Source organism: Variovorax paradoxus B4 (assembly GCF_000463015.1).
In the GTDB taxonomy this organism is placed as follows: domain Bacteria; phylum Pseudomonadota; class Gammaproteobacteria; order Burkholderiales; family Burkholderiaceae_C; genus Variovorax; species Variovorax paradoxus_E.
In genome coordinates, this window is record NC_022247.1 from 1,500,311 (window position 1) to 1,513,546 (window position 13,236).

The 13,236-nt window shown below is 70.0% G+C and carries 11 protein-coding genes; 8 read left to right on the forward strand and 3 right to left on the reverse strand.

The features are described 5' to 3' along the window. The first annotated feature begins 26 nt into the window (after positions 1–26). From VAPA_RS06810 to VAPA_RS06830, 5 genes are all read left to right on the forward strand, one after another. Positions 27–917 (forward strand): LysR family transcriptional regulator, encoded by an 891-nt coding sequence (locus VAPA_RS06810; RefSeq protein WP_021006030.1) that lies wholly within the window; start codon positions 27–29, stop codon positions 915–917. Between the two features lie 15 nt (positions 918–932). Further along, on the forward strand, positions 933–1,820 hold the full coding sequence (locus VAPA_RS06815) for a LysR family transcriptional regulator (RefSeq protein ID WP_021006031.1): 888 nt from the start codon (positions 933–935) through the stop codon (positions 1,818–1,820). Positions 1,821–1,927: 107 nt separating this feature from the next. After that, positions 1,928–3,082: a mandelate racemase/muconate lactonizing enzyme family protein gene (locus VAPA_RS06820; protein WP_021006032.1), complete on the forward strand. Its 1,155-nt coding sequence runs from the start codon at positions 1,928–1,930 to the stop codon at positions 3,080–3,082. Positions 3,083–3,153: 71 nt separating this feature from the next. Next, positions 3,154–4,161, forward strand: coding sequence for a Bug family tripartite tricarboxylate transporter substrate binding protein (locus VAPA_RS06825; RefSeq protein ID WP_021006033.1), 1,008 nt, complete (start codon positions 3,154–3,156; stop codon positions 4,159–4,161). Beyond that, the gene (locus VAPA_RS06830; protein ID WP_021006034.1) at positions 4,162–4,875 is read left to right on the forward strand and encodes an arylmalonate decarboxylase; all 714 of its coding nucleotides are present in this window, start codon (positions 4,162–4,164) and stop codon (positions 4,873–4,875) included. 24 nt (positions 4,876–4,899) lie between these two features. Here the strand turns inward: VAPA_RS06830 and VAPA_RS06835 are convergent, their stop codons facing one another. The 3 genes from VAPA_RS06835 to VAPA_RS06845 are packed head-to-tail and all read right to left on the reverse strand — an operon-like array spanning position 4,900 to position 8,228. Further along, positions 4,900–6,261 carry an MmgE/PrpD family protein gene (locus tag VAPA_RS06835; protein WP_021006035.1) on the reverse strand — a complete coding sequence of 454 codons (1,362 nt, stop codon included), beginning with the start codon at positions 6,259–6,261 and terminating at the stop codon, positions 4,900–4,902. Positions 6,262–6,270: 9 nt separating this feature from the next. Beyond that, positions 6,271–7,434, reverse strand: coding sequence for an acyl-CoA dehydrogenase family protein (locus VAPA_RS06840; protein ID WP_021006036.1), 1,164 nt, complete (start codon positions 7,432–7,434; stop codon positions 6,271–6,273). A 5-nt stretch (positions 7,435–7,439) separates the two neighbouring features. Next, positions 7,440–8,228 carry a citryl-CoA lyase gene (locus tag VAPA_RS06845; protein WP_021006037.1) on the reverse strand — a complete coding sequence of 263 codons (789 nt, stop codon included), beginning with the start codon at positions 8,226–8,228 and terminating at the stop codon, positions 7,440–7,442. Positions 8,229–8,334: 106 nt separating this feature from the next. On the opposite strand from VAPA_RS06845, the gene VAPA_RS06850 reads away from it, so the two are divergent. The 3 genes from VAPA_RS06850 to VAPA_RS06860 are packed head-to-tail and all read left to right on the forward strand — an operon-like array spanning position 8,335 to position 13,211. Next, positions 8,335–10,662 (forward strand): acyl-CoA dehydrogenase, encoded by a 2,328-nt coding sequence (locus tag VAPA_RS06850; protein WP_021006038.1) that lies wholly within the window; start codon positions 8,335–8,337, stop codon positions 10,660–10,662. Positions 10,663–10,706: 44 nt separating this feature from the next. Further along, positions 10,707–11,696, forward strand: coding sequence for a Bug family tripartite tricarboxylate transporter substrate binding protein (locus VAPA_RS06855; RefSeq protein ID WP_021006039.1), 990 nt, complete (start codon positions 10,707–10,709; stop codon positions 11,694–11,696). A 3-nt stretch (positions 11,697–11,699) separates the two neighbouring features. After that, entirely contained in the window at positions 11,700–13,211 is a 1,512-nt protein-coding gene (locus VAPA_RS06860; protein WP_021006040.1) for a class I adenylate-forming enzyme family protein, read from the forward strand. Positions 13,212–13,236: the final 25 nt, after the last annotated feature.

The window sequence follows — 13,236 nt, forward strand, 5'->3', positions numbered from 1 at the left end:
CCTTTCTTTTCTGGCGCGCTTGTCCGGTGAACCTGCATTTCGACCTGTTCGACCTGAAACTGTTCGTCTACGTGGCGGACGCGCGCAGCCTCACGCGCGGCGCCGAGAAGGCCTGCATCTCGCTGGCGGCCGCGTCCACCCGCATCAAGCAGATGGAAGAGGCCGTGGGCGGCAAGCTGCTGCACCGCAGCGCGCAGGGCGTGAGCCTCACGGCGGCAGGGCAGGCGGTGCTCTACCACGCCAAGCGCGTGATGCAGCAGATGGAGCACCTGCGCTGCGACATGCAGGACTTCGGCAAGGGCATCAAGGGCCATGTGCGGGTGTTCGCCAACACCACCTCCATCACCGAATACCTGCCGCAGAAGCTGGCCGGCTTTCTCACGCAGCATCCGGCGGTGCAGGTGGACCTGCGCGAGTACCTGAGCGAGGAAATCGTGCGCGCCGTGGCCGATGGCGAGGCCGACATCGGTATCCTGGCCGGCGACGTGCACACCGGCGAGCTCGACGCGCGCCCCTTCGGCCGCAACCAGCTGGTGCTGGTGGTACCCGCCGCGCACCACCTGGCGGGTGCGCCCTCGGTGGCCTTTGCCGACACGCTCGACGAGCAGCACGTGGGCCTGCACCACGGCAGCGCCATCCACCGCTTCCTGCAGCGCCGGGCCGAGCTGGCCGGCCGCGGCTTCAACCCGCGCATCCAGGTCAGCAGCTTCGAGGCGATCTGCCTGATGATCGAGGCGGGCGTGGGTGTGGGCGTGCTGCCGGCCTCGTCGGCGCAGCGGCTGTCGATGGCCATGCGCATCGCGACCGTGGCGCTCAGCGATGCCTGGGCGGAGCGCGAGCTCAAGCTCATCGCGCGCAACCGCGAACAGCTGCCGGCTTCGGCGCGCGAGCTGTTCGACCACCTCATCGCGCCCTGAGGAAGGCGGGCCCGCATGTCCGCCGACCTGAAGTCGCTGCGCCTTTTCGCGGCCGTGGCCGACCACGGCAGCATCAGCGAAGGTGCCAAGCGCTGCCACATCGCGCTCGCGGCCGCGAGCAAGCGCATCTCCGACCTCGAGGCCCGCGCGCGGCTGCCCCTGCTGGTGCGCCATGCGCGCGGGGTGACGCTCACTTCGGCGGGCCACGGCCTGCTGCTGCATGCGCGCGCCGTGCTCTCGGCCATGGACCGGCTGGGCGCCGAGCTCGACGACTTCCAGAACGGCGTGGCGGGCGTGGTCAGCATCACGGCCAACGCGTCCACCATCGCGCAGTTCCTGCCCGCGCAGATCGGCTCCTTCCTGCGGCTGCACCCCGTGCTCAAGATCGACCTGCAGGAGCGCGCCAGCACCGAGGTCGTGAAAGCCGTGCAGGCCGGCCTGGCCGACATCGGCGTGATCGAGGGCCACACGCCCGCCGAAATGCTCGAATGCCTGCCCTATCGCAGCGATGAACTGGCCGTGGTGGTGGCGCGCGACCATCCGCTGGCCAGGCGCAAGCGCATCGGCGTGGAGGAGGTCCTGCGGCACGACCATATCGTGGTGCGCGAAGGCACGGCGCTGCACCGCGTGCTGCTGAACGCGGCACTGGAGGCGCAGCTGCCGCTCAAGGTGCGCATGCAGGTGGGCAGCTTCGACATGGTGTGCCGCATGGTGGAGCAGGGCGTTGGCATCGGCGTGCTGCCCTATGCGGCCATCCTGCCACAGCTGCAGATACTGAAGCTGCGCTGCCTGAAGCTCGATGCGCCGTGGGCGGTGCGCCGCCATCTGCTGTGCGTGCGGCGGCAGCAGGACCTGACCGCGGCCGCGCGCTCGGTGCTGGAGCACCTCGGCCGGCCGGACTGAGCCCCGAGCCTTCGCGCGGCGCGAAGGCTCGCGCCCGCCAAAAACGAATTGTTCTCCACGGCCTGCGCACCAAGAATCGTGCCGCCGCAAAGCAAAAGGAGACATTCTTGAAGATCACCCGCGTCAGCGCCACGCCGCTGAACATTCCCGTCACCATCGATGTGCTGGGGCTGAACAAGCAGACCTCGCTCTCGCTCTGCCTGACCGAGATCGAGACCGACACCGGCCTCGTCGGCCATGGCATGACGGCCATCACGGAAGAAGAAATCATCGCCGCCGCCGTGCGCGAGGTGGCCGGCCCTGCATTGATCGGCGAAGACCCGATGGCCACCGAGCGCCTGTGGGAGAAGCTCTACTGGCTGCTCTCGCCGCGCGGCCAGACCGGCTATGCGAGCCACACCATCGCCGCGCTCGACATCGCGCTGTGGGACCTGAAGGCCAGGGCGCTCGGCCAGCCGCTGTGGCGCCTGCTGGGCGGTGCCCGTTCCAAGGTGCCGGTCTATGCGACCTTCGGCTTCGGCTTCTTCGAGCGCGACCAGCTCGCCGCCGCCGCCAGGCTTTGGGTCTCGCAGGGCTTCCGGCGCCTGAAGATGACCGTCGGCGGCCATGCGCTCGCGCGGCGCGACGAGCCGCGGCCCATCGACGAGGTCATTGCCGAGGACGTGCGCCGCGTGGCGGCCGTGCGCGAGGCGGTCGGCCCCGACGTGAAGCTGTATGTCGACGCCAACTGCGGCCTCGACCTGTTCCACGCGACCGAGCTCGCACGCCGCATCGAGCCCTACGGCATCAGCTTCTTCGAGGAGCCGCTCACGCAGAACGACGTGCGGCAGATGGCCCAGCTGCGCGCGCGCACCACCATTCCGCTGGCCTGCGGGCAGAACGAAGGGCTGGCCTTCCGCTTCCGCGACCTGCTGGTGAACCAGGCGGCCGACGTGCTGCAGCCCAACGTGACCATCTCGGGCGGCTACACGCAGTGCCTCAAGATCGCGGGCATGGCGCAGGCCTTCAACGTGCCGATCGACAACGGCGGCGCCTGGCCCTTCCACAACATGCACCTGCATGCGGGCGTGTCGAACGGCGGCATGGCCGAATACCACTACGTGGCCGTGCAGATGCTCAAGCAGATCTTCGACGACCTGCCGGTGCCGCAGGACGGTTGGCTGCAGCTGCCGGAGACACCGGGCCTGGGCTTCGCGCCCAATGCGGAGCGCGTGCGCGAGCTTGCGAAGCTCCCCACTTCGCGCGGCAAGGGCAAAGCCTAGGGATGGACGCCCGCGGGTGCACTTGAACGAGCCGCGCAGACGGCGATGGACCGATGACATTTGGAGACATGATGAAAAAAGCTACCGACCTTGTTCACCCCGCACGCCGCCGGGCGCTGCGTGCCGCCGTGGCCCTGGGCCTTGCGGGAGCACTCGCCGCGCCTGCCGCCTGGGCCCAGAAGTACCCCGACAAGCCGATCCGCCTGGTGGTCGGCTATTCGGCCGGCGGCGGCGTCGATGCGGTCGCGCGCCTGCTCGGCACGCGCCTGTCGGCGGTGCTCGGCCAGCAGGTGATGGTCGACAACCGCACCGGCGCCACCGGCATGATCGCCGCCGAATACGTCGCCAAGTCGGCGTCGGACGGCTACACGCTGATGATGGGCGACAGCGCGCTGCTGGCCGCCAAGCTGCTGCAGCCGAAGGCGCCGGTCGATCCGCTCACCAGCTTCAGGCCCGTCGCGGGCGCCTTCGTCTCGCCGCTGATGATCGTCACAGGCAACGACTTCCCGGCCAGGACGCCGGCCGAATTCGTGAAGGAGATCAAGGCCCGGCCGGGACACTATTCCTACGCCACCTCGGGCGTGGGCACGGTGCACCATCTGGGCTTCGAGATGCTCAAGCAGACCAGCGGCAGCAAGGTGGTGCACGTGCCCTACCGCGGCGCTGCGCAGATCGTGCCCGACGTGGTCGGCGGCCAGGTGCCCATCGGCGTGGTCAGCGCCACGGCCGGCATGGCGCAGGCCAAGGCGGGCAAGCTGCGCGCGATCGCGCTGATGAACACCGCGCGGCTCGAAGGCGCCGAAAGCGTGCCGCCGCTGGCCGATGCGCTGCCGGGCTTCGACGTGGCGCCGCGCATCTTCGTGCTCGCGCCCGCCGGCACGCCCGACGAGATCGTCGACAGGCTCTCGGCCGCGGTGAAGGCGGTGCTCGACACGCCCGAGGCCGGCGCCGCGGCGGCCGCGCAAGGCACGCTGCGCGCCTACGCCACGCCGGCGCAGCTCGGCAAGGACATGGCCGAGGAGACGAAGCGCTGGCAGCGCATCATTGCCGAGCAGAACATCGTGGCGGAGGGCAAGTAGATGGCGCTGCCGCACCTGGGCCTGATCGTGCCGCCGGCCGCCGGCGCGGTGCCGGTGGACGGCCCGCTGCTCTATGGCGAGCGCATCCGCTTCAGCGCGCTGGGGCTGGGCCTCGGCGAGATTTCCACGCGCGGGTACACCGAGGTGATCGACTCGGTGGTCGAGAAGGCGGTGGCGCTCAAGGCGCAGGGCGCTTGCGCGGTCTCGCTCATGGGCACCTCGCTGAGCTTCTTCCGCGGCGCCGCGTTCAACCGGCAGCTCGAAGTCGAGATGGCGCGCGCCACCGGCCTGCCCTGCACGACCATGAGCAACGCCATCGTCGGCGCGCTGCGCCAGCTGGGCGTACGGCGCGTGGCGGTGGCCACGGCCTACATCGACGAGGTCAACGCGCATCTGCGGCGCTACCTCGAACGGAGCGACTTCGAGCCGCTGGCGCTCCAGGGGCTGGCCATCTCCGACGTGCAGGCCGTGGGCCGGGTGCCCACGCAGGTGCTGGTCGACCTGTGCCTGCGGGTGTTCGATGCGCAGCCCGGCGCGGAGGGCATCCTCATTTCATGCGGCGGGCTGGTCACGCTCGATGCCGTGCGCGAAGTGGAAGCACGGCTGCAGCTGCCGGTGGTGTCGAGTTCGCCCGCGGGTTTCTGGGACCTCGTGCGCACCGCGGGCCTCGATGCGCGCTCGCCGGGGCAGGGGCGGCTGTTCGCCGAGGCCTGAGCGCCAAGGATACAGGGCGGTCCGTCAGCCGAGCCAGCGGCCCACGCGCGGCGCGGCCGCCAGCTGCCAGATGCGCTGGCACAGCGCCTTCGCCTCGTCGGCCGTGGCGCCCTCGCCGTAGTGCGCGAGGCGCTGCATCTTGTCCTCGATCTCGGCACGGCTCAGGCTGTTGCCCGGGTCGCCCTTGGGCTCGTCGACGCGGGCCTGCAGCGTGCGGCCGTCGCGGGTCTGCACGCTGACTTTGCCGATCCAGCGCGCGGGGTAGGCGGTGTCGACTTCGGCATCGAGTTCCATCGCCACCTTGTCGCGGAACGCGGCCACCTCGGGCGCGAGAAAGTCGCGGTCGAACTCGCCCAACCCGGCGCGGCCGTGCACCGCGATCAGGCCCAGCACCGTGCCCATCGAGAACTTGCCCTGGTGCACGGTGGCCGGCACCGTGACGCGGCCCAGCACGTCGATGGCGCCCTGGTGCACGTGGGTGGTCACGCGGGCCACGTCGCCATGCGCGAGCTGGTGCTCGGCCATCACCTGCTGCAGCGCGTCGGCCGCGGGATGCGTGTGGCGGCAGGAGGCGTGGTACTTGAACGAGGTTTCGGCCAGTGCCCAGCGCGTGCCGAGGCGGTCGGTGAGCCGGGCCGGATCGGCATCGCTCGACATGCCCACGCCGAGGCCCTGCGCGCCTTCGAGCACTTTCGCCGCGCCCGTGAAGCCGTCCTGCGCCAGGTAGGCCGACATCAGTCCGCTCGCGGCCGCATGCGCGCAGTGCAGCTGCTTCGAATCGGCCGCATCGCGCAGGAACTCCCATACGCCCGCCGACTGCGTGCCGGCCGAGCCGAAGGCGTGCAGCATCTGCTGCGGCGTGAGCTCGAGCAGGCGGCCCACGGCGGCGGCCGCGGCCAGCGTGCCCGCCGTCGCGGTGGTGTGGAAGGTCTTGTAGTGCGAGCGGCCCAGGAACTCGCCAACGCGGATGCCGACCTCGTAGCCCGCCACCACGGCCGTCAGCAGCTGCGCACCGCTGGCCCCGATGCTCTGCGCCACGGCCAGCGCAGGCGCGATGACCACGGCCGCGGGGTGGAACACCGAGCCGTTGTGCACGTCGTCCTGCTCCACGTAGTGCGAGGCCGCGGCGTTGACCAGTGCGGCGAACACCGGCGAACTGGTGCGGCGCGACGTGAGCATTTCGCTCGGCCCGTCGGCCGGCCCCATCATCTGCGCGAAACGCTCGATGCTGCGCACCGGCCGCGCCGTGCGGGCCGCGAGCACCGAACCCAGCCAGTCGAGCATCAGGTCCTCGGTGCGGCGCAGCACGGGGGTGGGAATGTCGGCGAACTTCAGTTCGGCGGCGAAGGTGGCGAGGTCCCGGCTGGGGTGATTCGATGAGGTCATGGAGTACCTTCAGAACGAACGTGGCAAGCCGAGCATGTGCTCGGCGACGTAGCTCAAGATGAGATTGGTCGAGATCGGCGCCACCTGGTAGAGCCGCGTCTCGCGGAACTTGCGCTCGATGTCGTATTCGCACGCAAAGCCGAAGCCGCCGTGGAACTGCAGGCAGGCATTGGCCGCCTCCCAGCTGGCCTTGGCCGCCAGGTACTTCGCCATGTTGGCCTGTGCGCCGCAGGGCTCGCGCGCATCGAACAGGCGGCAGGCTTCATAGCGCATGAGGTTCGCGGCTTCTATCTCGATGAAGGCCTCGGCAATCGGAAACTGCACGCCCTGGTTCTGGCCGATGGGCCGGCCGAACACCACGCGCTCCTTGGTGTAGGCCGTGACCTTGTCGATGAACCAGTAGCCGTCGCCGATGCATTCGGCCGCGATCAGCGTGCGCTCGGCATTGAGGCCGTCGAGGATGTACTTGAAGCCCTGGCCCTCTTCGCCGATCAGGTTCTCGGCCGGGATCTCGAGGTTCTCGAAGAACAGCTCGTTGGTCTCGTGGTTCACCATGTTCAGGATGGGCCGCACCGTCATGCCTTTGCCGATGGCCTCGCGCAGGTCGACGATGAAGATCGACATGCCTTCGGACTTCTTCTTCACGTCCGCCAGCGGCGTGGTGCGCGCCAGCAGGATCATCAGGTCCGAATGCTGGATGCGCGAGATCCACACCTTCTGGCCGTTGATGACGTAGCGGTCGCCCTTTTTCACGGCCGTGGTCTTGATCTTGGTGGTGTCGGTGCCGCTGCTGGGCTCGGTCACGCCCATCGACTGCAGGCGCAGTTCGCCGGTGGCGATGCGCGGCAGGTAGTTGCGCTTCTGGGCCTCGCTGCCGTGGCGCAGCAGCGTGCCCATGTTGTACATCTGGCCGTGGCAGGCGCCGGAGTTGCCGCCGCAGCGGTTGATCTCTTCCATGATCACCGAGGCTTCGGTGAGCCCGAGGCCGGAGCCGCCGTATTCCTGCGGAATGAGCGCGGCCATCCAGCCGGCCTTGGTGAGCGCGTCGACGAACTCGGCAGGGTAGCCGCGGGCCTCGTCGATCTTGCGGAAGTACTCGTTGGGAAACTGCGCGCACAGGTCGCGCACGGCATCGCGGATGTCGGGAAAGCGGGTGTCGTTGCTGTTGTTCATCGGGTTCAATCCTGGCGCGGGCCGCCGGCTTCCTTTTCCACCCGTTGCCAGATCTCGATGGCCATCGGGTCGTCGATTTCCTCGAGGAGGTGGCCCACGAGCCCGATGGCGCGCGCCATCACGCCGAGGCCGCGGATGATCTTCCACGGAAAGCCGAACTCGGCCGCAATCGCTCCGATGGCGCCCGTCGCATTGATGGGCAGCGACTTGCCCGACGCGCGCTCGGCCTCCTGCTGCACCGCCTGCATCAGCGCCACGTAGTGGCCCGAGAGGCCGTTCTCCTCGGCGATCTGGAACAGGCGCGGCGTGCGCGGATCGATCGGCTTGTGCAGCGGATGCCCGAGGCCCGGCACGATCTGCTTGCGCGCGCGGTGGTCGGCCACGATGTCCTTCGCCATGTCGGCCAGCGGCCGCGCCGGCTTCTCGCCGAAGGGAATGGCCTCGTAGAGCATCTTCGCTGCGCCTTCGGTACTGCCCACGAACACCGTGCCCAGTCCGCACAGGCCCGCGGCCACCGCGGCCTGCAAGGCCTCGGGCGCGCCCGCATAGGTGAGGCGCGCGGCCAGCGCGCTGGGCGTGACGCCATGCTCGACCAGCGTGACGACGATGGCATTGAAGGTGACCGACTCCTGCGGCGTCGGGATGCGGCCCGTGAGCTCCAGGAAGGCCATGTCGCCCAGGTTCAGGTGGCCCAGGATCTCGGAGGGCAGGTCGCGCCCGCGCACGGTGATCCGGTCGGGTGTGCTGTGGCCGAGTTCGGTGTGCAGGGATTTCTTGATCTTTGTGGTGGTCATGCGTCGAATCTATGCCGCTCTCGCGCGAGACGGGTCTGTGAATGCGAAACCCTCCCTTCGGCAAATGCAAATGCCGCGCGGCGGGGTGTTCTGTCACGCTGCGGCGATGGACACCGAATCACTTTCCGCCATGCGCGATGCCGCGCTCGACTACTTCGTTCGCAGCCGTTCCGTCCAGCGGCGGCGCGAGCGCATGGAACGGCCCGATGCCGACGAGGCGCAGGGCTGGAGTGCCATTGCCGAGCTAGGCTGGACCGGCATGCTGGCACCCGAATCTGCGGGCGGGCTGGGGCTCGGGCTCGCGGGCGCCGCGCAGATCCTGCGGGCCGCGGGCGAGCATGTGGCGCCCGAGCCGCTGCTGGCGGTGGCGGGCTTGAGCGCGATGCTGCTCGCGCGGCTCGAGGCTCCGGCCGCGCAGTCGCTGCTGGCGGAGCTGGTCGCGGGCCGCAGCTTGCCTGCGCTGGCCTGGCAGGAGAGCGCCGGCGACCTGAGCGCCGTGCCGTTGGCCTGCGGCTGCGAGCCGCGCGCGGGGCATGCGGGCGGCGTGCTGCTGCAGGGCGAGAAGCTCATGGTGCTGCCCGGCGCGGCCGCCAGCGGCTGGCTGGTGTCGGCGCGCGGCAGCGACGATGCGGTGCTGCTGTGGGTGCCGCGCGGCACGGCCGGCGTGAGCGAAACCCTGGTGCCGCTGGTGGACGGCAGCCAGGCCGCGAGCCTGCGCTTCGAGCAGGTGGCGCTGCCGGCGGACGCGGTGCTGGCCGAAGGCCCCACCGCGCAGGACGCGCTGCGCCACGCGCTCGCGGCCGGCCAGATTTTGCAGGCGGCCGAGCTGCTGGGCGTGGGCCAGGCCATGCTGGCCCAGACGCAGGCCTACCTGCGCACCCGTTCGCAGTTCGGCAAGCCCATCGGCAGCTTCCAGGCGCTGCAGCACCGCTGCGTGGACATGTTCATTCATCTCGAAGTGGCGCAGGCCGCGCTCGCCGAGGTGCTGGCACTGGCAGGCCAGGAACTCTCCTCCGAGCGGCTCGAAGCCGAAGCCAGCCGCGTCAATGCCCGCTGCACCGCCGCGGCGCTGCAGGCCTCGCGCACGGCGGTGCAACTGCATGGCGCCATCGGCTACACGCAGGAGTGCGACCTGAGCCTTTACTACAAGCGCACGCTGTGTCTTTCTGCGTGGCTCGGCAACGTCGCCGCGCACCAGCGCCGCCATGCCGCGCTGGCCGATGGTGGCGAAACGCGGGTGGGCACCGCCGCATGGGAGGGCGAGTTCCCGCGCAGTGCCGACTGGCATGCGATGCCCGAGGCCGAGTTCCGGCGCATGGTGCGTGCCTTCCTGCAGCAGCGCTATCCGCAGCAGCTGCGCTACCTGTCGCACCGCGCGCGCTGGAGCGAGATCCGCGAGTGGTACCTCACGCTGTCGGCGCAGGGCTGGATCGCGCCGGCTTGGCCCCAGGGGCATGGCGGCATGGGGCTGCCGGCCGGCAAGCTCATTGCATGGATCGAGGAACTCGAGCAGCACGGCGTGGCGCGCGCGCCGGACCAGGGCATCGTGATGATCGGCCCGCTGCTGATCCAGCATGGCACGCCCGAGCAGCAGCAGCGCTTCCTGCCGCGCATCCTGAGCGGCGAGCATGTGTGGTGCCAGGGCTATTCGGAGCCCAATGCCGGCTCCGACCTGGCGGGCCTTCGCACCGAGGCCGTGGCGGGGCGCGATGCCGAGGGCGATCACTTCATCGTCAATGGCCAGAAGATCTGGACCACGCTCGCGCAGGACGCCAACCACATCTTCATGCTCGTGCGCACCGACAAGGCCGCCCGCAAGCAGGAGGGCATCAGCTTCCTGCTGTGCGACCTGCGCACGCCGGGCATCACGGTGCGGCCCATTCACACGCTTTCGGGCGAGCCCGAGTTCTGCGAGGTGTTCTTCGACAACGTGCGCGTGCCGGCCGAAAACCTCGTGGGCCGGCTGCATGGCGGCTGGACAATTGCCAAGGCGCTGCTGGGCTTCGAGCGTATTTTCCTCGGCAGCCCCAAGCAGTCGCAGTACGCGCTGGGCCAGCTCGCGCGGCTGGCCGAGGCGCGGCGCCTTTTTGCGGACCCGGTGTTCGCGCAGCGCTTCGCTGCATTGCGGCTCGACGTGCTCGACCTGTCGGCCGCGTACACGGGCTTTGCCGACATCGTGCGCGCGGGCCAGCCGCTGCCTGCGTCGGTGTCCTTGCTCAAGATATGGGCCAGCGAAACCTACCACCGCATCGGTGCGCTGCTGGTCGAAGCCGGCGAAGAGCAGGGCGCCGTGGCCGGCGACCAGATGCTCGACGGGCAGAGCTTCAACGTGCTGTCGCCGCTCATCGGCTCCACCGCCGCAATGATCTACGGCGGCACCAACGAGATACAGCGCAACATCCTCGCGCGGCAGGTCCTGGACCTGCCTGCCTGAGCGATGCGAGCCGTCGCAGAAATACACAACAGGAGACAACGCTCATGGAATCCCTCGACCTCACACGGCGCCATGCCGTGGCCGCGCTGGCAGGCAGCGCACTGCTGGCAGCGCTGCCTTCGCGCGCCCTGGCTCAGCAGCAACAGCTGCCGCCGCTCGTCAAACTGGTGGTCGGCTATTCGGCCGGCGGCCCGGTGGACGGTGCCGCGCGCCTGCTCGCGCCCGCGCTGAGCCAGGAGCTCGGCACGCAGGTCATTGTCGACAACCGCCCGGGCGCCAGCGGCTCGGTCGGCGGCGATGCGGTGGCCAGGGCCGCGCCCGACGGCGCGCTGCTCTTCTTCGGCGCGAGCCCGACCATCACCATCAATCCGAACATCCAGCGCAAGATGCCCTTCGATCCGATGAAGGACTTGACGCCCATCGCGCCGCTGGTCGACTACACCAACGTGCTCGTGGTTAACAAGGACCTGCCGGTGCACAGCGTGGCCGAGCTGCTGGCTTATGCGAAGGCGCGGCCTGGCAAGGTGTTCTACGGCTCGGCCGGCATCGGCGCGTCGAACCACCTGAGCGGCGCGCTGCTCGAGAAGATGACCGGCGTGCAGCTCACGCACGTGCCGTACAAGGGCAGCGCACCCGCATTGGCCGACGTGATGGGCGGCACCGTGACCATGATGTTCGACATCGTCGCCACCTCGCGGCCCTTCATCCAGTCGGGCAAGATCCGCGCGCTGGCCGTCACCTCGCGCCAGCGCAACCGCATGCTGCCCGAGGTGCCGACCATGATCGAGTCGGGCGTGGCCGGCTACGACGTGGGCGGCTGGTTCGGCCTCTACGGTCCCGCGCGCATGGACCCGGCGCTGGTCGCGCGCCTGAATGCCGCCGCGCACAAGGCGCTCGCGCGCGAGGACATCGCCCATCGGCTGCGCGAGCAGGGCTACGAGGTCTGGAGCGGCGGCGCGGACCTGCTCGCGGCCAAGGGCCAGGCCGACCGCAGGCTCTGGGCCACGGCGGCCCAGGGCATCGAGGCGGAATGAGCGATGCCGGCACCCACGCGAATCCACGAGCTGCTCGAAGCGCGCGCATTGCAGTCGCCGGGCACGGCCTTTCTCTTCGAACCATCGGGCACCGTGTCGTATGGCGCGTTGCAGGCCATGGCCGAGACGGCCGCGCAAGACCTGTTGGACGCCGGCGTGCGGCCGACCGACCGCGTGCTGCTGGTGGCCGAGAACTGCGCCGCGCACATCGCGCTCATCATGGCGTGCAGCCGCATCGGCGCATGGTCGTGCGGGGTGAATGCGCGCATGTCGCCCGGCGAGGTCGCAGCCATTGCCGGGCGCGCCGATGCGCGGCTGTGCTGCTTCACGACCGACGCCTCGGACGCCGCGCGCCAGCATGCGCAGCGTGCCGGGGCGGTGCCGTCGGCGCTACCCGGCGTGATGCGCTCGGCGGTGCGCGCCGAGGCCAGCCCGGAGGCCGACCCCGAGCTGGCGGACACCGCGGCCATCATCTTCACTTCGGGCACCTCGGGCACGCCGAAGGGCGTGATGGTGTCGCACCGCGGCCTGCTGCATTTCGGCCGCGTGTCGGCCAGCGTGCGATCGCTGGGCGCGCACGACCGGGTCTACGCCTTCCTGCCGATGACGCACATCTTCGGCATCGGCACGGTGCTCATGGCCGCGCTCACGGGCGGCGCGGCGCTGGTGCTGCGTGCGAGCTTCTCGCCGGCCGACATGCTGCATGCGCTGGCGCATGAAGAGGTGTCGAACCTGCTCGGTCCGCCCACGATGTATGCGCGGCTGCTGGCGCACGTCGAGGCCGAGCGCTGCATGCCGCGCTTTCCGGCGCTTCGCTATGTCTACACCGGTTCGGCGCCGCTGGACCTGGGGCTCAAGCAGCGCGTCGAGACACTGTTCGGCCAGCCGCTGCACTATGGCTATGGCCTGTCGGAGTACGCGGGCTCGGTGTTCCTGACGCGCGTCGAGGCGCCGCGCGCGGACACGGCCGCGGGCCATGTGGTCGAGGGCGGCGAAGCCCGCATCGTGGGGGCCGACGGCAAGGACCTGGCGCAGGGCGAGACGGGCGAAATCTGGCTGCGCGGACCCGGCCTCATGCTGGGCTACTTCCGCGACGCGGCGGCCACGGCGCAGGTCATGCGCCCGGGCGGCTGGTATGCGAGCGGCGACCTCGGGCGCTTCGGTACGGACGGTGCGCTTTTCGTGGTCGGCCGTCTCAAGGAAATGATCATCCGCTCGGGCTTCAACGTGTATCCCGCGGAGATCGAGGCGGTGATCGGCCGCTTCGGTGGCGTGCACCTCTGCGCGGTGGTGGGCGTGCCCGAGACCGACGGCAACGAGCGGATCGTCGCCTTCGTCGAGATGAAGCCCGGCGCCGTGCTCGACGAACCGGCGCTGCGCGCCTACCTTGCGGAGCACCTGTCGCCGTACAAGCGGCCCGCGCGCATCGAGACCATCGACGCCATGCCGACCACGGCCAACGGCAAGGTGCTCAAGCGCGCGCTGCAGGCGCGCGCCGCCAGGCCCATCGGCTAGCCGAAGATGCAGGCGCGGCCCAGGG

Bases quoted from the DNA above. Each gene is read 5' to 3' on its own strand.
- VAPA_RS06815 (WP_021006031.1), top strand. From the start codon at position 933: ATGTCCGCCGACCTGAAGTCGCTGCGCCTTTTCGCGGCCGTGGCCGAC.
- VAPA_RS06825 (WP_021006033.1), top strand. From the start codon at position 3,154: ATGAAAAAAGCTACCGACCTTGTTCACCCCGCACGCCGCCGGGCGCTG.
- VAPA_RS06830 (WP_021006034.1), top strand. From the start codon at position 4,162: ATGGCGCTGCCGCACCTGGGCCTGATCGTGCCGCCGGCCGCCGGCGCG.
- VAPA_RS06835 (WP_021006035.1), bottom strand. From the start codon at position 6,261: ATGACCTCATCGAATCACCCCAGCCGGGACCTCGCCACCTTCGCCGCC.
- VAPA_RS06840 (WP_021006036.1), bottom strand. From the start codon at position 7,434: ATGAACAACAGCAACGACACCCGCTTTCCCGACATCCGCGATGCCGTG.
- VAPA_RS06845 (WP_021006037.1), bottom strand. From the start codon at position 8,228: ATGACCACCACAAAGATCAAGAAATCCCTGCACACCGAACTCGGCCAC.
- VAPA_RS06850 (WP_021006038.1), top strand. From the start codon at position 8,335: ATGGACACCGAATCACTTTCCGCCATGCGCGATGCCGCGCTCGACTAC.
- VAPA_RS06855 (WP_021006039.1), top strand. From the start codon at position 10,707: ATGGAATCCCTCGACCTCACACGGCGCCATGCCGTGGCCGCGCTGGCA.
- VAPA_RS06860 (WP_021006040.1), top strand. From the start codon at position 11,700: ATGCCGGCACCCACGCGAATCCACGAGCTGCTCGAAGCGCGCGCATTG.